The organism is candidate division WOR-3 bacterium (assembly GCA_026418155.1).
Lineage (GTDB): Bacteria > Hydrothermota > Tepidihabitantia > Tepidihabitantales > CAIPLT01 > JAOABV01.
The window spans coordinates 1-22,077 of the sequence record JAOABV010000015.1 but is presented as its reverse complement, the minus strand read 5'-3'; the positions used below and the strand labels follow the sequence as shown (position 1 = coordinate 22,077).

21 protein-coding genes are annotated in these 22,077 nt (G+C 35.0%); 6 read left to right on the top strand and 15 right to left on the bottom strand.

Annotation, left to right across the window (positions count from 1 at the left end; all coding sequences use genetic code 11):
- Positions 1–674: 674 nt before the first annotated feature.
- The 5 genes from N2201_03280 (at position 675) to N2201_03260 (ending at position 6,179) form a co-directional block, all read left to right on the top strand.
- Positions 675–1,964, top strand: coding sequence for a TrpB-like pyridoxal phosphate-dependent enzyme (locus N2201_03280; protein MCX7785238.1), 1,290 nt, complete (start codon positions 675–677; stop codon positions 1,962–1,964).
- Between the two features lie 92 nt (positions 1,965–2,056).
- Positions 2,057–2,551: a 4Fe-4S binding protein gene (locus N2201_03275; GenBank protein MCX7785237.1), complete on the top strand. Its 495-nt coding sequence runs from the start codon at positions 2,057–2,059 to the stop codon at positions 2,549–2,551.
- A 12-nt stretch (positions 2,552–2,563) separates the two neighbouring features.
- Complete coding sequence (gene sppA, locus N2201_03270) at positions 2,564–4,747, top strand: signal peptide peptidase SppA (GenBank protein ID MCX7785236.1); 2,184 nt, start codon at positions 2,564–2,566, stop codon at positions 4,745–4,747.
- A gap of 8 nt (positions 4,748–4,755) precedes the next feature.
- Complete coding sequence (locus tag N2201_03265) at positions 4,756–5,040, top strand: (2Fe-2S)-binding protein (protein MCX7785235.1); 285 nt, start codon at positions 4,756–4,758, stop codon at positions 5,038–5,040.
- Between the two features lie 5 nt (positions 5,041–5,045).
- Positions 5,046–6,179 carry an FAD-binding oxidoreductase gene (locus N2201_03260; GenBank protein MCX7785234.1) on the top strand — a complete coding sequence of 378 codons (1,134 nt, stop codon included), beginning with the start codon at positions 5,046–5,048 and terminating at the stop codon, positions 6,177–6,179.
- A gap of 150 nt (positions 6,180–6,329) precedes the next feature.
- Here the strand turns inward: N2201_03260 and N2201_03255 are convergent, their stop codons facing one another.
- The 15 genes from N2201_03255 to N2201_03185 form a co-directional block, all read right to left on the bottom strand.
- Positions 6,330–7,856, bottom strand: coding sequence for a hypothetical protein (locus tag N2201_03255; GenBank protein ID MCX7785233.1), 1,527 nt, complete (start codon positions 7,854–7,856; stop codon positions 6,330–6,332).
- Between the two features lie 682 nt (positions 7,857–8,538).
- Complete coding sequence (locus N2201_03250; GenBank protein ID MCX7785232.1) at positions 8,539–9,774, bottom strand: hypothetical protein; 1,236 nt, start codon at positions 9,772–9,774, stop codon at positions 8,539–8,541.
- 58 nt (positions 9,775–9,832) lie between these two features.
- Entirely contained in the window at positions 9,833–10,975 is a 1,143-nt protein-coding gene (locus N2201_03245) for a DNRLRE domain-containing protein (protein ID MCX7785231.1), read from the bottom strand.
- Positions 10,972–11,946 (bottom strand): phosphate acyltransferase PlsX, encoded by a 975-nt coding sequence (gene plsX / locus N2201_03240; GenBank protein MCX7785230.1) that lies wholly within the window; start codon positions 11,944–11,946, stop codon positions 10,972–10,974. Before plsX ends, N2201_03245 begins: the two co-directional genes overlap by 4 nt.
- A 38-nt stretch (positions 11,947–11,984) precedes the next feature.
- Positions 11,985–12,176: a 50S ribosomal protein L32 gene (rpmF, locus tag N2201_03235; protein MCX7785229.1), complete on the bottom strand. Its 192-nt coding sequence runs from the start codon at positions 12,174–12,176 to the stop codon at positions 11,985–11,987.
- 177 nt (positions 12,177–12,353) lie between these two features.
- Positions 12,354–12,983 (bottom strand): hypothetical protein, encoded by a 630-nt coding sequence (locus N2201_03230; GenBank protein MCX7785228.1) that lies wholly within the window; start codon positions 12,981–12,983, stop codon positions 12,354–12,356.
- A 66-nt stretch (positions 12,984–13,049) separates the two neighbouring features.
- Positions 13,050–13,250: a hypothetical protein gene (locus N2201_03225; protein ID MCX7785227.1), complete on the bottom strand. Its 201-nt coding sequence runs from the start codon at positions 13,248–13,250 to the stop codon at positions 13,050–13,052.
- Positions 13,251–13,347: 97 nt separating this feature from the next.
- Positions 13,348–14,241: a hypothetical protein gene (locus tag N2201_03220; protein MCX7785226.1), complete on the bottom strand. Its 894-nt coding sequence runs from the start codon at positions 14,239–14,241 to the stop codon at positions 13,348–13,350.
- Positions 14,238–14,897, bottom strand: a complete 660-nt coding sequence (locus N2201_03215; protein MCX7785225.1) for a hypothetical protein — start codon at positions 14,895–14,897, stop codon at positions 14,238–14,240. Before N2201_03215 ends, N2201_03220 begins: the two co-directional genes overlap by 4 nt.
- A 16-nt stretch (positions 14,898–14,913) precedes the next feature.
- A complete protein-coding gene (locus N2201_03210) occupies positions 14,914–16,041 on the bottom strand; it encodes a fibronectin type III domain-containing protein (GenBank protein ID MCX7785224.1) in 1,128 nt (375 codons plus the stop codon).
- A gap of 32 nt (positions 16,042–16,073) precedes the next feature.
- Positions 16,074–17,513, bottom strand: coding sequence for an amidophosphoribosyltransferase (gene purF / locus N2201_03205; protein MCX7785223.1), 1,440 nt, complete (start codon positions 17,511–17,513; stop codon positions 16,074–16,076).
- Between the two features lie 20 nt (positions 17,514–17,533).
- Positions 17,534–18,472 (bottom strand): DUF2330 domain-containing protein, encoded by a 939-nt coding sequence (locus N2201_03200; protein ID MCX7785222.1) that lies wholly within the window; start codon positions 18,470–18,472, stop codon positions 17,534–17,536.
- Between the two features lie 100 nt (positions 18,473–18,572).
- Positions 18,573–18,881: a hypothetical protein gene (locus N2201_03195; GenBank protein MCX7785221.1), complete on the bottom strand. Its 309-nt coding sequence runs from the start codon at positions 18,879–18,881 to the stop codon at positions 18,573–18,575.
- A gap of 5 nt (positions 18,882–18,886) precedes the next feature.
- Entirely contained in the window at positions 18,887–20,146 is a 1,260-nt protein-coding gene (eno, locus tag N2201_03190) for a phosphopyruvate hydratase (GenBank protein ID MCX7785220.1), read from the bottom strand.
- Complete coding sequence (locus N2201_03185) at positions 20,133–21,404, bottom strand: serine hydroxymethyltransferase (GenBank protein MCX7785219.1); 1,272 nt, start codon at positions 21,402–21,404, stop codon at positions 20,133–20,135. The genes eno and N2201_03185 overlap by 14 nt, the downstream gene beginning before the upstream one ends.
- A gap of 402 nt (positions 21,405–21,806) precedes the next feature.
- Here N2201_03185 and N2201_03180 point away from each other — a divergent pair.
- Positions 21,807–22,077 (top strand): hypothetical protein (locus N2201_03180; protein ID MCX7785218.1); only part of this gene is annotated, 271 nt, incomplete at its 3' end.

The window sequence follows — 22,077 nt, the reverse complement described above, 5'->3', positions numbered from 1 at the left end:
ATTACAATTACAAAAGCATATTTCCAAACTGTCCCCAATCTTAGACTTCTTTACAAATAAAAACTTTGAATCTTTAAGCCCCGAGTCTATCTCGGGGCTTTTTATTTTAGATAAAAGATATTAAAATTTTTCGTGATTAAAGGTTTTGATTTTTACTTGAAAATTTATTTGGATATATATTGCATAGCATTGTTTTTTTCTAACTCTATTGAATTGTATTGAAAAAACTATAAAAGTTGCTTTTTATCACCTATATCGTTAACCATATAGAAAGTGATTGTATGTTTGCATAATTTCTTTGATACTAAATTCATATTGACGAAATCATTGATATTTTATTGAGTGGTTTTTTAAGTTATATTTATATAAATTTTGAAAAATGCCCAAAATGTGAAAACAGCAGAACCCGAAAATATCTAATTTTAGTTTTTTCCATTTTCAATCCTAGATAGGTCTCGGGATTTTTTGATTCCCATTCGTTTTATTTTGGCTGCGCTCGATAACGCTTCGGATTGTGCCTTTGCCTCGCTTTCCTGATTAAAAGAACTTTTTAGAGAACTTTAATTTTAATCCTTGACACATAGATGTTTTTTTATAATATTTAATATCATTCTATGATTTTGGTAAAATGCAAATTATAGTAGGCAGTTATTTATGGGGGCATAATGAAAAAAATACGAGCAGTGAATCTTAGTTTTAATGATATTCCTAAACAATGGTATAATATTCTTGCTGATATTGGACCAGATTTTCCTCCACCAAAAGACCCACCTACAGGTGAATCGAGACTGGCTAATTTACCTAAAATACTTTTAGCTGAGTGTCTTAAACAAGAAATGTCTACCGAACGCTGGATTGATATTCCTGAAGAATTACAACAGTTATATCTTCAAGCGGCTCGACCCAGACCATTATTTAGAGCATATAATTTGGAAAAGAAATTAGATACACCTGCCCGTTTATATTACAAAGGCGAATTTTTTTCACCGACCGGAAGTCATAAAGTTAATACTGCATTGGCTCAATGTTATTATGCTAAAAAAGAAGGTTATAAAAGAGTTACGACTGAGACTGGTGCTGGTCAATGGGGGACTGCTTTAGCATATGCGGCAGCACTTAATGGATTGAAATGCACAATTTACTGGGTTAGGGCAGTTCATAATTGGAAATTAGACCGAAAGAATTTTATGCAACTATTAGGTGCGGAAGTATATGCGTCGCCCAGTCCGAAAACCAAATTTGGCCGGTCGCTGTATCAAAAAAATAAGAATCATCCCGGTTCTTTAGGCATTGCGATTACTGAGGGCGTTGAAGATGCCAAAAATGACCCTGAAGCGATTTATTGTTTAGGGTCAGTATTAAATCATGTTTTATTACACCAAACAATAATAGGTTTAGAGACTCAAAAACAATTTGAGATTTTTGGTGATTATCCAGATATTATGATAAGTTGCCTTGGAGGCGGTTCTAATTTCGGTGGTTTTGTTTTACCGTTTGTCGGCGATGTGCTAACTAAAGGTAAAAAGATAAAATTTATTGCGGCTCAAAGTCAATCCGCACCAAATCTTCAAGGTGAATACAAATACGATTTCGCTGACTACGGAGAATTAACGCCACTTTTGAAAATGTATACTTTGGGTCATAAAATAAAAATGAAGCCAATTAAGGGCGACGGTCTTCGTTATCATGGCTGTTCGCCTATTATTAGTTATCTGCGACATAAAGGCCTAATTGATACGGTTGCTTATCCTAGTGATGAGAAATATGTTTTTCAACAAGCGCGCATATTTATTGAGACCGAAGGCTATTTACCGGCGCCAGAATCTGCTTATTCAATTTGCTGTGCAATTGACCAAGCATTAGAAGCCAAAAAGCGTGGAGAAAAGAAAGTAATTGCATTTAATGTCTCTGGTCATGGCTTTATGGATATTCCTGGTTATCGGGAAGTTATTAAGTTGAAATAAATTTAAACAGATATTTTATTATTTTTACTGTCAAAATAGCAATAATTGAAGATAGTTAATATTAGCATAATAAATTACTGTTTCTAAAAGAAATGGCATATCAAAAAACTGGAGTTTTAACTGAAAAGGATTTAAAGCAAAAGTATTTATTACCATCAAATGAGCGATTTGATAAGGGACCGGTTGTAATAGTCGAATGTGTTGAAAAGATTCCGTGTAATCCTTGTGTTGATGCCTGTCCTAAAAAAGTTATTAGTATTAAAGGGAGTATTAATGAGATTCCTAAGGTTAATTTTGATAGTTGTAATGGTTGTGGTTTATGTATTGCTCGATGTCCGGGCTTAGCAATTTTTGTTGTTCATAAAAATTATAATCAAAAAGAATCAGCAATTTCCTTACCCTATGAATTTTTACCACGTCCTCAAAAAGGGCAGATAGTTAACGCCTTAGATAGAAAAGGTAAAGTTGTCTGTCTGGGTCGAGTGGAAAAAGTTATTGATACGAAAGCAGTTGACCGATGCGCAATAGTTACAATCGCAGTTCCCAAAAAGTTTTATAATAAAGTAAGATTTTTTAAGATGAAATAGAAGGAGAATGGAATGTCTATTTTTTTATGTATTTTTTTAATAAGTAGTTCACCGCTATCAGTCGCAACTACAGATGATGCCTTAGCAATTTTAGCCAATCCTGCAGGTTTAGGCGTTAATCGCGATTTTAACTTTTATTATCTATATAATTTTACTGATAGAAATCTTTGGGACAATCAAAGTTTTATTTTACAAACAAGCAATTTGGGAATTTCCTACATTGATAATAAAGATTTTAGAATAAGTTCCGGGAATAAATTTTCAGATGGCATTTTTGGTGGTTTGACTTACCGAAAAATAAAAAACTTTAGTTTTTGGGATGCAGGTATAATTATACGGCCGCATAAATTTATATCTATAGGCGCAGTTATTCAAAGTATTGGGAAGACAGTACCAAATCAATATGTTGTTGGTATTGGAGTTAGACCTTTTTCCAATCGTTATACTATAACCTGTGATGCTTATAGCGATAATTGGTATAGACCAACTTTGGGAATAGAAGCCGAGCCGATTAGTGGAATTGAGATTAAAGGTAAAATAAATACTTATGGTGAGTTCTCAGTTAAAGCTGGTATCAGTTTTGGCAAATTTGGATTAGGGAGTATTGTAAATTCACCAACTAAAAAATGGTTACCGATTTGGTCAGGATATCTACGATTGAATAGCCAGGATAGAAGGCGACTCATTCCCTCTTCAAAGTGTTTTTTAGAAATGAAATTGAGCGGTAGAATTACTGACCAAAAACCAGGATTTAGTTTGTTGGGTAATCCAGTTAAACATACGACCTATGAGATTTTGAATACGATAAAAAAGGCAAGAGATGACAAAGATGTTATTGGCATAGTGCTTAAATTAGATGGGCCAGATATGAGTTTTGCCATCGCACAAGAAATAAAATTAGCCTTAGATGATTTCAAGAAATCTAACAAGAAAATTATTGTTTATGCACCCAGTATGGGAATAAAAGATTATTATCTTGTATGTGGTGCGGATGAAATTATTACTCATCCCTTAGGTGAAGTTGTAATTCCAGGGATATTTTCACGGCCGATGTTACTTAAAGGTACTTTGGATAAAGTTGGAGTTGAAGTAGATTATGAACGCATCGGAAAATATAAAAGTGCGCCAGAAACTTTTACCAGCGACTCTCTATCAGCGGTAACTCGAGAAGTAATTAATTCAATTCTTGATGATTATTATCAAAATCTTATCAAAACAATTGCAAATGAGCGTAAGTTTTCCGAACAAGAAATTGAGAATAAGATAAATCAAGGATTCTTTTCATCCAAGGAAGCCAAAGAAAATAAATTAATTGACCATTATTGTTATGAAGACGAACTTGATAGTATCTTAAAGAATAAATTTAAGAATTTTAAGAAAATTTCTGCATCTAAATATAATAAAGAAAGAAAGTATATTTATGATTGGTACGAACTACCTAAAATTGCCTTAGTCTATGCTGTCGGAGATATTATGACTGGTGAAAGTAGTACAGATCCTTTAACGGGAAGTGTTACCTGCGGTGCAAATACTATTGTTAAAGCCATTCGGGATGCACGAAAAGATAAAAATGTTAAGGCGATTGTTTTGCGCGTCGATTCTCCTGGTGGCGACGGTTTCGCTTCAGATTTAATCTGGCGGGAATTATCACTTGCCAAAGAAAAAAAGCCAGTGGTAGTCTCGATGGGACCTGTTTCTGCCTCTGGCGGTTATTATATTTCTATGGCAGGCGACAAAATATTTGCTTCACCAGCAACTATTACTGGTTCAATTGGCGTATTTTCGTTAAAATTTGTTACTCAAGGATTATATACAAAATTAGGTGTTAAAACTGAAACGATTAAAAGAGGCGAACATGCTGATATGTTTTCACCAGACCGAAAATTTACAGAACAAGAAAAAGATATCTTGAAAAGACAGATTCAAGACTTTTATGCACAATTTATTAATAAAGTTGCCCAACATCGAAACTTAACTCCTGAATTTGTTGATTCCGTAGGACAAGGTAGAGTTTGGACAGGAAATCAAGCAAGACAATGTAAATTGGTTGATTCTTTGGGTGGATTGCTCAATGCACTTGATTTTGCTAAGGAAAAGGCAAAAGTTAATGAAGTCAAAATTGAGTTTTTTCCTAAAAGACAAAAAAATTTACTTGACTGGGCAATAAGATTGGTGAGATTGGCTATTAATCAATAACATAAAAAATGAAAAAAACAATAGTTATTTGTCGTTGTGAAGAAGTAACGGAAAAGGAAATTATTGCAGTAATTAAAAAGGGTTATACTAGTTTAGAGGAGATAAAGCGAATTTTGAGATGTGGTATGGGACACTGTCAAGGAAAGGGTTGTCTAATGCTGATTGCACGAATTTTAAGCCAAATGACCGGTCAATCTATTGAAAAAATTAAGTTTCCAACTTCACGTCCACCGCTGAAACCGATTCCAATAGAGGTTTTAGCAAAATATTCTACGGAAACATCACGGGGATAGATTTAATGAGAAAGACCGCTGATGCAATTATAATAGGCGCCGGGATTATCGGAGCGGCAACCGGTTATTATTTGGCAAAGAAAAAAATCAAAGTTTTAGTGATTGAGAAAAATTATCCTTGTGCAGGTTCGACAGGTAGATGTATTGGTGGTATTCGTCAACAATATACCCATCCATTATCAATTTTAGTAATGAAACAAAGTGTAAAAATTTTTTCGAACTTAAAAGAAGAACTGGGGAAAGATGTTGAATGGTATCAAGGCGGCTATCTTTTCCTTGCTCATTCCGAAGAAAAAAAACAAACTTATCTTAAGGCGATTGAAATACAAAAACAATTCGGATTACCCGTAAGATTTGTCAGTGTTGATGATTGTGCTCAAATTGTAAAGGGTCTAAATACGCAAGACCTTTTAGGTGGTGCATATTGTCCGACCGATGGCCAAGCCAATCCATTCGCAACTACTTACGGATACTTAGAAGCGATAAAAAAACAAAAAGGACGGATTCTAACTAATACAAGAGTTATAAAGATTAACACAAGTCAAAATAAAGTTTTGTCAGTTGTTACAGAAAAAAATGAAGAATATTTCGCACCGATAATAGTAAATGCAGCGGGACCTTGGGCAAAAGATGTTGCTAAAATGGTGGGATTAGATGTTCCTATAGTTCCAGAACGACACGAAAGTTTGGTTACTGAGGCGACTGAACGATTGTTTGACCCAATGTTAGTTGATTATCGTCCAGATGGATGTTATTTTATTCAGAATTATGGCACAGGTCATTTTATTGGTTGTTATACTCCAATTCCTAATGTACCTGGATATGATATTAACGCTTCCAGTGAATTTATTACTGAGATGCCAAGGAGGATGGCCAGACTCGTTCCAAAATTAAAAGGAATTAAAATAATCAGACAATGGGCAGGAAGTTATGAAATGACTCCGGATGGCAATCCAATTGTTGACAGGACACCGATTGAAGGATTTTATATTTCAGCCGGAATGTGCGGCCATGGGTTTATGTTTGGACCTGCACTTGGTAAATTTTTAGCTGAACTAATTACAAAAGGAAAGAGTCCGATTCCTTTAGATGATTTTGCTTTACGCCGTCAATTCACTAAGACCGAAGCAATGAAGTGATAATGAAATAACAGCACAGCAAAGAATATTATACTCTGAAAATTGTTACGATAAAATACACATAGAAGTACACTTACAATTTGATAAAATAATAAAAATAAGGGGTTGAGAATTTACTCAACCCCTTGACAGATAGAGGATATTGTATTTTTATATCTTTAATCCCACTCCAAGATTAAAGCTCAAGAGAGAGAAAAATGATGGTGTCTTGATATTAGTTACTTGTTCGAAGTCGCTGGGAATAAAATTACTCATTAAAGGAATTGCATTAGATTTAATTCCAAAATCAACCTGGGCATCTGGTTGCATTGGGATAAAATTAAATTTGGTCCGATAAGATGCGCCTAATCCAGCATAAATAGGAACCCGTAAAGGAATAAATAAATCTTTACCAGCATTATCTGTGGTATAGGCATAGTCTAATACTGCTAAAAGTCCAGTACGAATAGTAATAGATGTTAACGGAACACTAAAGAGAATACCGACTTTTCCATTGTTTACTTCTCCTTTTTTGGGCAAAGTTCCACCAAGATATAAATCAAATACTGATAATGAAATACCAAGATTGAGTTCAGTATAACCAGGTAAAGAAATAGTCTGGGGACCTCCAAGAGTGTCACCGGTTTTAGGGCTACGGAGAACATTGAACCGGGCGTTTCCGGCAATACTGCATTGAGCAGGATAAAAACGGATTGAATCAATTGGACTCGTTATTACTACACTATCTGGTGCACCTGAAATTCGCAATGAAGTAAGATTGTAGTTTCCAGATAAATTAGTTTTAAAGCCTTGCTCTAATGAGATTCCCATCTTAAAGAACCCGGCGCGTAACAATCCACCAAAAATAAATGCAAGTCGATTGGCGCGGAAATCGCCATTGCCAATTACATTGATAAAGGTATCTGAGAGCGTTGCAATACCAGTCAGATTTCCTTTATAAGGAGCACCAGGAGTTCCGGTTGCAGTTATATTTGTGCTACCGTCAAATTTTATATTTGTACCTAAATTACCAGAATATCTTGCAATTTTGAATCCGATTCCGACACTTCCGATTCCAAAAGAATAACCGCTTCCTACAAAGAAAGGTGTTTTTCCTAAGGAAATATCACCATTGCCTAATGCATTTACTCTTATTGGCGCTGAAATATTCCAGGTCATTGGAATGGTGGTGTCTATTCCAGGTGCAATAGATGCTCTAATGGGTTGAACAATACGATAGTTTATATCTAATGTTTCAGTTTGGTTAAAATCAATGCCGAAACCCGTGCCAGATTTTTGCATATAACCAATTCCGACTCCGACAGGTCCAAGTTTTTTACTAAAACCAAAGAAATTTAGACCACCCGCATCTTTGAAAGCGAGTTCCAATGGAATACTTAATTCTCCATGTGCATCAGTAGAATCTAATATCCTTGCATTACATTCAATTTTAGGTTTGCTTGGTATACCTAAAACGAAAGCTAGGCCATAATCACCTGTATAGCCAATCGCCGCTGGATTTGAAAACATACCATAAGTACCATCCGCTAATGCCGGAGAAATGTAACTCGGATTGGAAAAGAATAATCCAGCCTCAGGCGCAGATTGTGATAGTGTTATTTTGAACGGTGTCTGGCTTATTCCGATTTGCCAGAAAACTATTACCATAAATATTACAGTCACAACTTTTTTATACATTGTGCCTCCAAATGTATTTTTAATTTTTATAATAAATAAAAATTTTTTTAATAAAGATTTAGTTTAATCGCAACTATTTTATGTCAAAATTTGAATTTGTCAAGCAGATGTTAAGAAAGAACTCTAAAAAAGAAACACCGCTGTTAATGATGACACAGAAAAATTACAAGTAGTGTTCAATAATTCAATATTTTGGATGCTTCCAATAACAAATTGACTTCCGCTTAATTCTCGATAAGAAAAAATATGAAAATAATTTTTTGAAAATATATACTTAAAAGTTTCCTGAAAAATTAGATATATTTTGCTCTAACTATTTGATAATGATAGTAGTTACTATAAAGCAACAAAGAACAAGGGTATAGTTTCCAGAGCGGTTTATAAAGTCTATTATTATCTTTATTGGTTTATCAGTCGAGAGGTGGTGTTTTCTTTCTATTAAAGTGGATATTTTGGTTTCAGTTTTAGCAAAGAAATTTATATCGAAAAATTCGGCAGTCTTTTAGTCATACTGTAAGGCATTTTTCTTGAGATCTATGTATAGGTTTATTAAGTAATTTCTCAAATGCTATACTGAAGCGATAATGAAATTACACAATTTATTAGGTTTTAGATTGTCATACTTTGTATTTGTATCTATAGAATTCTTTTGTACAATTGAATTCAAATTGACTTGCGGTGTCTAAGATCCCCAGCGTCTTGTTCGCTTTTTCCAAGTTTCTTCGTAAGAAAGACTCAAATTTAGTCTAACAATTGTCTCTTTGACTTTTTTACCCTGTCTTAAGAATAATTCTAATGAATAATCAAAACCACCGAATTTAGGAATTAGGATACTACTGCCACAAGTCAAGCCGTATTCTTTGATCTGATAATTTGTGTGGTCTAAAAGATAAGACTGGTAATATTTTAATCCGAGACGCAAAGGATGATTAGCGGATAACCAGTGTTCCACTCCGAAAGAGTATTTCATACTATTCTGAAAAGTAGAAACATAATTTTCTTTGATTTGTGCTTTACGCCAATTCTTATATAAGAAATCAATATAAAAATCGGTGTTTTGAAGTTTATTGTATGAAAGACCGCACCCCAATGCGTAAGGTAAATTAAACATAAAAGTTGTTTCAGCAGAAGTTCCGTGACTTTTAGTGTGATCTTTAATCGTACCAGGCAAAATATCTTCAATGTGGAACCCCACAGTTAAAAATGACCAATCGCTTAAAATACCAAAACGGAGACTCTGTGCGGAATAATTGGTTATAATTGTGTCTCGGGTAATATAATTTCCTGCAGCAATTTCAAATATCCAATGTTCAATTTCTTGGCCAATTAAATAGGAGTAGTCAATGCCTAAACTTAGATTAGGTTTCGTAAAGGTTTTAGCAGAATTCAGAGTTATTCGGTAAATTCCACCTTGGCCAATGATGTGACGCTGAGCCCAATATCCTGCTATAGGTATTGACTCGGAATAGATATTGAAATTCTGGTTAAAAGACTCAGCAAGTTTTAATCCGATGCGAAATCTTTTTGGCAAAGGGACTTTACCCTCAACCATAATTGGCCGAAAATCATAAAGTGTTCTCTGCCAATTATTCTCTTTACCAAAGACAATATTATTAGACAATGAAGCATAAAAATTGGTTTTGTTTAATACTATTGGTTGTGCCGGATTTTCACGGCTGATACTGATGATACCGCCTAAACTATTTGCGTAAGCGTCAGTGCATAAGATTTCTTCACCAAATCCTCGCATTGAAAAAAATGATTGTGCATTGATAATATTAAAAATTGAGAACCAAAGAAAAAAAATAAAAACATAGGCTACAGGCAACTGCTTATGAGTTGCAAAAAATCGATTTGTTTGTTTATTATGCCTTAGTATTTTCCTTGGGCTAATCTGCTTTTTGTATCTCTTATCCATTTTAATGTCATTGTTGAGCAAATAATATGATTAGAGTAATATGATTATAGTTTTTCATTTAGAATCTTCCTTGAGGTGGTTCAATATAGCCAACTTTTAAGCGAGGACCGTAAGTCGTGTCAACTTTTAATTGTAACCGAGCAATCTCAAAATGTTCAGGCAAAATAGAAATAAGACAACCAAAATTAGAATCTGGTTTCGTCGCCCATTGTTGAACTAAGGGTCTGATATCAATTTTTATTGAGTCATTTGTTATCACAAAGGTTTTTTTAGCAGAATGAGTTGATGAGAATTTAGCGTTTTTAAAATTTGATGGTGTTACAGGTTCTAAAATCCGCCAGACGCCGACTTCAAAGGTGTCAGATAAAGCATACTTTTGGTCAATATTTAATATTAATTCAGCAGTAGTTATGGTTACATTGTTAGGAATCGTATCTAAAGCAAACCGCAAAAGAGTGCGGAAAGGAAAACCTGAACCAACCCATTGGTCAACATAAGTTATAGATAAGTTCAAGGTGTCGATAATATGGCAATCTTGCGACGGTGTAAGCCTTGTAGTTGAATTACTATAATTGAGGACTAATTTTGGTGATTTCGAAGTATGACGGGAATATATTGTCGCAAAATCGTTTGTGTTTGTATCTGGAATAATGATAAAGCCATAAGAATGATTTACTAATGTATCAAGTAAATTACGGTTAAGTTCAATAATGCAACTGTCAGAGGTTAAAGTGCCATTTGCCAACACCGTTGGATAAAAGTAGCCACCGTTCCAAGGTGTGTTGTTTTCATCCGATTGCTTCCAAGTGGCATAGTTTTCTTTCCATTCAGTTTGTTTACTGATAGGATAAATTGAGAAATTAATATTTTTATGTCGTTTAGGATATAAATATAGTTTTGCCGAACTGACATTTCTAATAAGCGATTCGGTTAATGGAAATTGGATTAAGATACGCGATTCATATTCAGAATTTCTTCCTAATACTAATAGGTCAGCATTACCTAAAGGAATGTATTTGCCATAACAATAACGGCTTACAGGATTAAATTCAAATGATACAGGATTTGAGATATTTCTTTCTAATTCATCATATCCTAAAGGATTTTTATTGCAGGAGAACAAAAATAGAGAGAAAAAAGTTAGGATGAAGAAAATTTGGTCTTTGCCTTTTTTAGTTATAGTTCTGCACAGTATAGTCATGATTTAAATTTTTTTGCAATATGTTCAGATATTTTATTTTGAACTGCCTCATAAGCAGTTTTTATCGCATTTTTTAATGCTTTTTCTGTAGAACGGCCATGAGCAATGACAACTGTCCCATTAATACCGAGTAGCAATGCGCCTCCATGTTCTTCATAGTCCAATCGATTAAGAAATTTTCCCATCATTGGTTTTGATAACCATTTGCGTAATTTGTATTCAGCGCCCAGTTCATCCAACACATTTTTTATTGATTCGACAAATCCCTCACCGAATTTCAAAAGAATGTTACCGACAAAACCATCGCAAACGATAACATCGCACTTACCTTTGAATATATCTTGCCCTTCAATATTACCGATAAAATTTAGTTCACTTTGACTAAGAATTTTATAAGCCGATAGTAGAGTTTCAGTCCCTTTGGTTTCTTCTTTACCAATATTTAATAAACCGACAGTGGGATTAGCCTTAGCAAATAGATAGCCGGCAACGATGGTCCCCATCACACCGAATTGATAAAGATTAATCGGTTTAACATTAATATTGGCGCCAATATCAATGATGAGAGAACTACCTTGAAGGGATGGAAAGATTGCAGCGAGTGCTGGTCGGTCAATTCCAGCAATCATTCCCAGAATCGTCATAGCGAAAGCCATTATCGCGCCAGTATTGCCAGCACTGACAACTGCGTAAACTTTATTTTCTTTATGTAACTTTATTGCTTGTGCAATCGACGAGTTGTTTTTAAGTTTTAGGGCTGAACTCGGCGATTCGTTCATTCCAACTACTTGTTCAGCATCAATTATATCCCAACGGTTATTATCATCTGGCAATTGATGTTGGCATAATATTTCTTTTTTTCCTACTAATGTAATCTCTAAATCAACTAATTCGTCTAACGCCGATTTAGCACCGGCTAATTCGGGCAGGGGAGCATTATCACTACCCATTGTATCTAAAGCAATTCGCATTTTGCTAAAGATTTCTTAAAAAGAAATTTGTCGACTGTTCACTTTTTCGATTTTTTCTCAATAAATAAAACTTCCTTGCCAGCATAGTATCCACAATTAGGACATACCCGATGGGGTAGTTTTAGTTCGTGACAATGCGGACAAGGTATTAGATTGGGTTCGTCAAGTTTCCAATGAGTTCGTCTTTTGCGACCTCGTTGTTTTGAGTGTCTTCGTTTTGGTAAAGGCATTAGTCCTCCTCAATAAGCATATTCAGTGTATTATTAAATAACATCTGATTATATCATCGTTAATATGAAAATAACTTTAGTATTAAAAATATATTAAAAATAATGGTAATCTCTATTGCATGTCTGATTTTACTAATATTTTTATAAATGTCAACGATGGTATTATTACTTAAAGTTTTAATGTATTATACCAAGCCAATCTCTTAACAGGAAGGTCAATCGGCCAATTAGAAGTGAGATACGAGCCATAACGGTGTAGCCGAACGAAGCGCCGAAACCGAGCATTATAAAAATGATTCCAGAATATGACAAAGGTTTTAAGATTCCTTTTCGTTCTCGAGAAAAGAAGAAATAACTGACTGTAGCAATGACACCGAAAAGAATAACTAATGCCCAGATGCCATTTGTAATAATTGAAAAAGAGTTACGGGTAACAATTGTGGCTCTGATTTGTTCTATAATTCCGGCGTCAATCCCCCGCGGAATGGAAGCGCCAGCACCATAGCCCATAACAATAGCAATTGGTATTCGTACTAACCAAGATACTCTTGGAATAAATCGGGTAAAATATAAGGCACCGACGATAGCAATTAAGATTAGCCAAAGTCGTTCACCGCGAGCAACTGGATTTATTAAAGTCGGCATAAGGACCCGGTGCCAAACAAAGGTGATCGAATAGCCATTAGAGATACCGACGAAAAGATGTTCACAAACACGATAAAAAGGATTTTCTTTATAGAGAAAAGAAAAAATACCAAGGGTCAAAATCGCACTGACCCAAATCCAAGGATTAGTACTAATTGTCATTTTTCCTCCTGCAAATCATAAAAAAAACTTAGTGTTAATGCTGGTTGTCATTTTTTCTTAGTCTGATTATAAAATTAGTCTGATTATAAAAAATGCAGTATTAATGATGGATGTCATTCTTTTCTCCATCAGATTATAAAAAACCCCAGTATTAATGCTGGATGTCATTTTTTTCTGGGGATTATGAAAAACTCCAGTATTAATGATGGATGTCAATTTTTTCTCTGGCGGATTATGAAAAACACCAGTATTAATGTTGGTTATCATCTTTTTCTCCGTCGGATTATGAAAAACCCAGTATTAATGTAGGTTATCATCTTTTCCTCCGTATGATTGTAAAAAATCATAGTATTAACGCTGGTTATCATTTTTTCCTTCGGCGAATTATAAAATATCCGATATTGCCGATAATAATCGTTATCATAATCCAAATGTGGGCTGCAGTCTGAGAGGACATTGCATCAGTTGCTTTGCGTCTGCCAAAGACATTACATCGTTCTTCTACTAATTGTTCGTACTCGGCCGCGCCCTTCATACCTGACATCATTCCGGTTACTTGACCAGAATTTAGATAGGGATAAAAATCAGCCGCTTGAACTGCAGTAGAACCAGCACCAATTCTAACGCCAAAAGAAGTTTGTGCATAAGTTATATACCAGAAAGGAACCGCACTACCTGCAATAGAAACAAGAATTGCAACATCATTGTAATTTTTAATCTTTTTCATAATTGGCAAAGTGTCAGTTTTATTGCCGTAATAATCAACCGGAAAAACTTTAGCAATATTCTCGCCCATTCCCAAAATCGGAACCAAAGGTGGTTGTTGCCAACCCCAGAATACATAGTCCCGGCCATAAATAATACTATCAGCATTTGTTTTAGCTCGGCTATTAAATTCATTAGTTACTGTAGTTATTGCATCCTGAGCTAAACCTAAACCCAAAAGAGAAATACATAAGATACCAACTTTCTTATTGCGAGCAAAAGCATGTCTTAACAAAGCAATAGTCATTGGATGAAGTTCAGGCTCAGTATCAGGTGTGTAGTCGACTGAAATTACTAAACATTTATCTTCCGGAATAGTATCTATATGATTATATAATTTTTCTACAGGTGGCATTGGTTTAGGTTTTAACTTAAACGGGAAAATTAACGGTATAACTACAACCAATAATAGTAGTGTGTAGATTACTCGTCGGTCAATTTTGGTCATTCTTTCCCAAAAAGTAATTTGAGTATTCTTTTCGTTATTGGTCATTTGGTACCTCCAAGCCAACCACGCTCAATACCAAGAATAATTTTTAATGAAGTGGCTAATGTGCCAAGAGAAATACCAAATCCCATACCTCGTTTTGCCGCAGTATTGGGTACTGTTAAAATCCATTCAGCAAAACTGGGAAGTTTAGGGATAATATAACTGCTTAACGGCACTGAGCCAAGCATCATAATAAATGCGGCAATCAAAAGCAGAGTTGCTTCAAATGTTCGGGCGCGGAACGCACGATACGCAGCTGATGCCATAAAGAATGAAAGCATAGCAAACATTGTAGCGCCTAAAGGAATTACGATATATGTATAAATAGTTTGAATATCAAAAGAAAACTTTGCAATCTTAGTTGGCAACCAACCACGACCATCTATGCCTCCAAATAGACCGATGATTGCGGAAATAACCAAACTAATTAGTAAAATATAACTGTATTCCCAATTTTCCCGTCTTCTTTGTATCTTATATAAATGATGCCGAACAATACTGCCCACACCTAAAACTAATGAGAAAGCGCCGATAATTCTTAAAACCGAATTGCGAAATTCATTATCAAAATTCTGAGCAATGCTGTGCGGAATCAAAAAGGGTAATGCTCCAAGGATACCAGTTATTAATACTAAAAATAAAGGAAATCTAACTTTCATAATTACAACTCCTATTCTAAAATAGATTTAATATTTTTAGATTAGTTAAAAGACCGATAACAGTCGCAATGATTAAAATCAAAACAATTATTGCTTTTCCCCAGTCTTGACCGATAAGCCCACCTAATAATAGTGGTTCACGAGAAAGATAAGCAGATGCGGCATATAATTCTTCACCCATTAGGGTGTAATCACAAGCCACAATAAAAAATGGAAGTTGCATTACAGAATCGGTTCCGGCAATTTGCACTGCACCAGTAGAAGCACCGGTTTCGGCTAATATGAGTGCTTCAGCATAAAAATATCCCATAAAGAAATTAGTTGCGGGTTTTTCGCGGGTCATAATACCATCAACAGCAGCCGCATAGGCAAATTGACTATCAGTCACAAAATAGACAGAATCAGGTTTAAACGCATCAGGTCGTCCAGCTTGAGTATAGGCTTGTTTGACAACTTCTTGAGCAACAGTAAAAACAATCGGGTCTGTATTGGGAACAATAAGTTGTGAATCGTAGGTGGCAATTTTTTTGGCAACCTCACCAAGAATATTCATTGCGGCAATTGTCGCAACATCACTGATACCAGTTAAGCCTGGTACATAAAGAATTGGTTTGCCCATTTCGGTGGCTCGACCAACTGCTTCTTCAACTGCTAAAAGTCCAGCAATTTTCCGAACAAAGAGATGAATACCTTTTTTGGCGCGATTGATGAAAAAGACAATGAGAAAAGTGAAAAGCAAGGTAAAGAAGACAACATTAATTCTATCAGTGTGAAACCATTGCTGTTTAGAGAACGCCAAGTTTGACCATTCAGATGCGGATTCGATTGAATCCTGAACGGCAATAACTTGATAAGTGTACTTAACACCATCGGTTGTGCTTTCATCAATAAAAGATGTTCTGCCTTTGCCCATATAACCGACTTCACATATCATTGTATCGTGCTCTTGCTTGCGTAGAATTTTGTATCCTTCAATCAATGAATCTGAGGTAGAGAGTTGCCAAGTAATTTTAATTCGGCCACCATCGTCATTAGGATTATCCTGAGCCATAACATTACTTGGTGGTTCAATTTTAATTGCAGTTAATAAATTAACTAATAGTAAATAACCTACTATTAGCCATTTTGAATAAGGTATCTTCATTATACTCCTTTCATTTTATTTATGGTTTCGTTTTATCTATTATGTTTTTTACGATATTTAATACGTGCCTTTTCCAATTTGACAATATCGTGTGTTTTTAGTCCTGTAGGATAGATGCCTGTAAAACAAGCAGTGCAAAAAGTTTGGTTTTTGTTACCTTTAATACTTTCAATCATATCATTAAGGTCTTGATAAATTAAAACATCAGCGCCAATTTTTTTTCGTATCTGTTCAATTGAATTTTTGCGAGCAATAAATTCACCGCGGGTCATCATATCAATGCCATAGACACAGGGAAATCTTAAGGGTGGACAAGTTACTGCATAATAGACCTTTTTAGCACCGGCTTTGCGTGCTAATGAAACGATTTCTTTGGCAGTTGTGCCTCGAACAATACTATCATCAACAATTAAAACCTTTTTATTTTTGAAGACACTAAAGACCGGATTCAACTTAAGCCGGACTAAATTGGTTCGGTCCGTTTGGTTAGGCATAATAAAGGTTCTGCCAATGTAATAATTTTTGATAAAACCTTCTTTTTGTTCCACACCTAATACTTTGGATACGCCTAAACCCGCACCACGGCCTGAATCAGGAATTGGAATAACAACATCAGGTTTGATTTTTGCTTGGAGGCATTTCTGACCTAATCTTTCACCTAATCTTAAGCGCGCGGAATAAACTTCAATGCCGTCGATTATAGAATCAGGACGGGCAAAATATACCCATTCAAAAATACAAGGACAATGGCAATATGATTTGATAACTGCAGATTGAACTTTTCGGCTACGGTCAACAAATACTACTTCACCCGGTAAGACATCCCTGATTAACTTATATTGCAGTTGGTCTAAAACAACACTTTCTGAGGCAAAGATATAATTTTTGCCTTTTCTGCCAAAACATAATGGTTTAATTCCATAAGGGTCACGAAACGCAAAAAGTCCAATATTGGCAATCATTCCTACAACTGAATAACTGCCCTCAACGCGGTTAAAAACGCCTGTTACAGATTTAACTAAAGTATCAAAATTAAAATTGTGTAATGGTTGCATTGCGATTTCATCAGCAAAGACATTAAGAATAACTTCAACATCCGAATAAGAAGTGAGTTGCCGAAAACATTTTTTTGATAATTCATTGCGTAATTCAAAGTAATTAGTGACATTACCATTATGTGCCATTGCAATACCAAAGGGTGCATTAACCATAAACGGCTGAGAATCTTCAACTCCACCAGGCCCGATTGTTGGATAACGCACTTGACCGATACCAATATTTCCTTTTAGCCTTTCCAGATTTTTGGCATTAAAGACTTTGGAGACAAGACCAATACCTTTCTTAATATGAAAAGTATTGTTATAGGTAATTATACCGGCTGAATCTTGACCGCGATGTTGTAGGGCATAAAGTCCAGAGTAAATCTCTTCCACAACATCGCCTTTACCATAAATACCAATTACTCCACACATCTTAAATATTTATCACAAAATCAATATTTGAAATGATTTAATAATCTTTTTACCCGTAAATCTTTATGCAATTGGGAAAGGTAGCCATAAAAATGGAATACGGACAAATAAGGATTTTTGATTGGTCGTAGATAGTTCTTATCTGAAAAAAGAAATTGGAGTTCTTTTTTCTCAAGCGGAAAACAGATCGGTCTAATTTTTTCGCCATCAATTTCATAATAGGCATATTGTAAAGGCAATGGAACATCCCAAATATCAGGTATGCCAGGCGTAATCGTATAAAGTTGAATTTCAGTTTTGCCTTCAGATAAAGCAGAAATTACTAACGGATAGTATAATGCATCTGATTTGAACTTATATATTATTGGCGTAATGCTGGCTTCTTGAGGTTTAATCTCAATAATATCAAATACAAAATAAAAAATCTTTGAATCAAAATAATTTTTGATTATCTCAGGTAATTTTTTCGGTATTTGGATTTCAGGAAGATTCTGGTCTTGTAAAAATTGTTTAATCCATTTAAGTAGTTCTTCGTAATTTAATGCTTGGACACAAGTAAGAAAGTGAACACCAATCTGTTTTTGAAATAGAATTTTTAGAGTTGATTTTAATTCTAAATCCGCTCCTTTGCGTGATTGAATATATGCAGGTAGTAAATGCCGGGATTTTTCATAAATCATTTGATTAATCCGATAAAAGATTTCAAAATCACCTTGCGATACTTGCGGTTTACTGGGTAATGGTAAGATTTCCAGAACTTTAGTAGTTTCCGATGATGAAACATTAGTAGATAAAATAATTATCTCTTCCTTACCGTTCCAGATGATAATTGCGCGTTGGGCTGAGTTATATAAATCAATATCAGGTCGAGCAAGCGGTATCATTCCTTTGTCAGCATTAATGAGCGTAATGGCTAATAGCAGATGGCTAAGGGCAAATCGAATTCTGATGGGATTCACGACAATACTATTGGTTCTTTATGCACATTGTTCAAAACAGGCACAACTATCTTATTTAATTTTTCAGTTACATTTATAGCAGTCATCATAAAAATCCCAACTATTTTGCTGAATCTTTAGGAACCATTTTATAGTAGTCCATCAAATATTTTTTCACATACTCAGGATTATGTGCCTTAGCAATTTTAGATTCGAGCAGTTCGGCTTTAATTTTGTAATACTCAATCTCTTTTTGCAGTTGATGTTTGCGATAGGATTTTGCTAAAACATTTATTAAACCATTAGGTCCAGGAATGAATATTATAAACAAGGGAATGATGAACAATAATAGGATTAATAGATAATGTTTTTTTTTCGACTTATGGAGCTTTCTCTGCTTTGGATAACGATGGTGTCGTGTCTGACGCACAATATTTAATGATTTAGAATTAGTTCTTTTTCAATTCTTAATAACCGATTGTATTTTGCAGTTCGCTCACCGCGGGCTGGAGCACCAGTCTTAATTTGACCAGCATTAGTCGCAACCGCTAAATCAGCAATAAATGTATCTGAGGTTTCGCCTGAGCGATGTGAGATAACAGTCCGGTAATTATGAGATTTAGCATATTCAATACAATTTAAAGTTTCTGTCACTGTGCCGATCTGGTTAAGTTTGATTAAGATCGCATTAGCAATGTTCTGTTCAATACCTTTTTTGAATCGTTCTAAATTAGTGACAAAGATATCATCACCCACAATTTGAATCTTATTGCCTAATGCTTTGGTGAATGCTTGCCAACCAAGAAAATCATCTTGGGCAAATCCATCTTCAATAGAAATAATTGGATATTTGCTGACCCATTGGTCATAAATATCAATTAGTTCTTCAGAACTGAGAATTTTGTCATCTAATTCCAGATGGTATTTACCATCACGATAGAATTCACTTGCGGCAGGGTCAAGCGCCAGAAAGACATCTTTACCTGGTTCATAGCCGGCTTGTTCAATGCTCTCTAAAATAATTTGTAACGGTTCTTCATTAGATATAAAATCCGAGGCAAAACCACCTTCGTCGCCGATAGCAGTTGTGCGGTCTTTGGCTGAGAGATTTTTCTTAAGCGTATGATAGACTTCAGCACTGATTCTTATCATTTCGGCAAAGGAAAATTTGCTTGACGGCACAATCATATATTCTTGGACATCAAGATTATTCGGTGAATGGACACCACCATTAATAACATTGAGCATGGGCACAGGTAAAGTATTGCCATTGATACCACCGAGATAACGATATAAAGGAATTCTCAAAAATTCAGCACCTGCCCGGCATACTGCCATTGAAACGCCTAAAATTGCATTGGCGCCTAAATTGGCTTTGTTAGGTGTGCCATCTAACTCAATCAAAGTTTCGTCAATCAATTTCTGGTTTAATGCATCCATTCCCACAATCTTTTTACTAATCTCTTCAATATTCTTTATTGCTTTCAACACACCTTTGCCCAGATAGCGCTTTTTGTCTTGGTCGCGCAATTCCAGGGCTTCATAAATTCCAGTTGAAGCACCAGAAGGTACAGCGGCACGACCGATAACACCACATTCAAGAACACAATCAACTTCAATAGTAGGATTACCACGAGAATCTAAAATTTCGTAGCCAATTAGAGACTTAATTTTACTATTATCACAGCGAATCATAGACTTTTCTCCTTTCCGCATAAAGAGGAAATGCGTCAGTTAATTCTTTTACTTCTGATTTTACTTGTTCGTAAATTTTCTCATTACCGATATTAGTTAAGACTTTATCAATTAATTGGGCAATTTTTCGCATCTCAGGTTCTTTCATTCCTCGGGTAGTTAAAGCCGGTGTTCCCAGTCTGATGCCAGAGGCAATAAATGGTTTTTGTGGGTCATAAGGAATGGTATTGCGATTGACGGTAATATTGGCTTTGCCTAAAGCATTCTCGGCATCACGACCAGTAATATTTTTACTCCGTAAATCAACCAACATTAAATGTGTATCAGTGCCACCTGCCACCAGACGATAACCAAGTTTTGCTAACTCTTCGGCTAATGTTTTAGCATTAGCAACAATCTGTTTTTGATAATTTTTGAAATCATCAGTTAATGCTTCCTTAAAGGCAACTGCTTTTGCAGCAATAACATGTTCTAAAGGACCGCCTTGCATACCAGGAAAAGTTGTCTTGTCAATTGCTTCAGCATATTTTGCTTTACACATAATGATTGCTCCGCGTGGACCTCTAAGGGTTTTATGAGTAGTTGTTGTAACCACATCCGCATAGGGGATAGGTGAGGGATGAAGACCAGCAGCAACTAAACCAGCAGTATGAGCAATATCTGCAACTTGATAAGCGCCGACTTCATCACAAATTTCTTGAAACTTATCAAAATATAAGAATCGAGGATGGGCACTGGCACCTGAGACAATAATCTTTGGTTTATGTTCTAATGCCAATTTTCTTAATTCTGCATAATCGACCACTTCAGTTTCAGGATTTACACCATAATGGAAAACTTTGAAATATTTACCGGAGAAATTTATCGGATGGCCATGCGAAAGATGACCACCGTGAGTTAAGTTCAAACCAAAGATAGTATCACCGGGATTGGCTAAAGCAAAATAAGCACACATATTGGCTTGAGTGCCAGAATGAGGTTGGACATTAGCATGTTCTGCACCAAAGAGTTGTTTGGCTCTCTCAATGGCTAAAGTCTCAACCACATCAACAAATTCACATCCACCATAATAGCGCTTTTTTGGTAGACCCTCAGCATACTTATTAGTCAGAACCGAACCCAAGGCAGATAAGACTGCTTCCGAACAAAAATTTTCTGAGGCAATTAATTCTAATGTCGAATGCTCACGATTTGTTTCATTTCTAATTGCTTCAAAAACTTCAGGGTCAGTCTGTTTCAACAATTTTTCATTATCCATTTAACATTCCTCCTGACTGATAAAAACTATTTGAAATTATGCAGTTAATTCTCTTCAAAAACATACAATAAGCATACTTTTAAAAAATAAAATGTCAAGAAATTAATTGGAGGACCTCGAAAAAGTGATATTGAATTCAAAAATTGATTCCACCGATAGCAAAACGATAACAGCGATAATGTTATCATAGGCATTGTGGTAATCAATTTGTAATAAAAATTGACCTTTTTACGAAATGTTTCGTTAAAGTTGTAATCTTGTTGAATCCTTTTTTAATTCTGTGAGTCCAATAAAATAGATAGGTGATTGTTGTAAAATAGGCCTAGATATAAAAGATATATAAGAAAAAGATAAAAAAATTGGAGGCCTAAATGATTCATGAGTTTATAAGTTTAATTTTTTATGTTAAAAAGCAAAACATTGAAACGAAATTCAGTAAGCAAATCCAGCAAAGACTGGCAGGTATTGCTTTTATGGAGAGGTTTAAATTATAAGTGTCAAAAAATCCAAGAAGAATTACTTTTATCGAGAGATTCAAATTGTAAATATCGAAAAGACCTTTTATGGAGAGGTTCCAATTATAAATGTCTAAAAGACCAAGAAGAATTACTTTTATCGAGAGATTCAAATTGTAAATATCGAAAAGACCTTTTATGGAGAGGTTCCAATTATA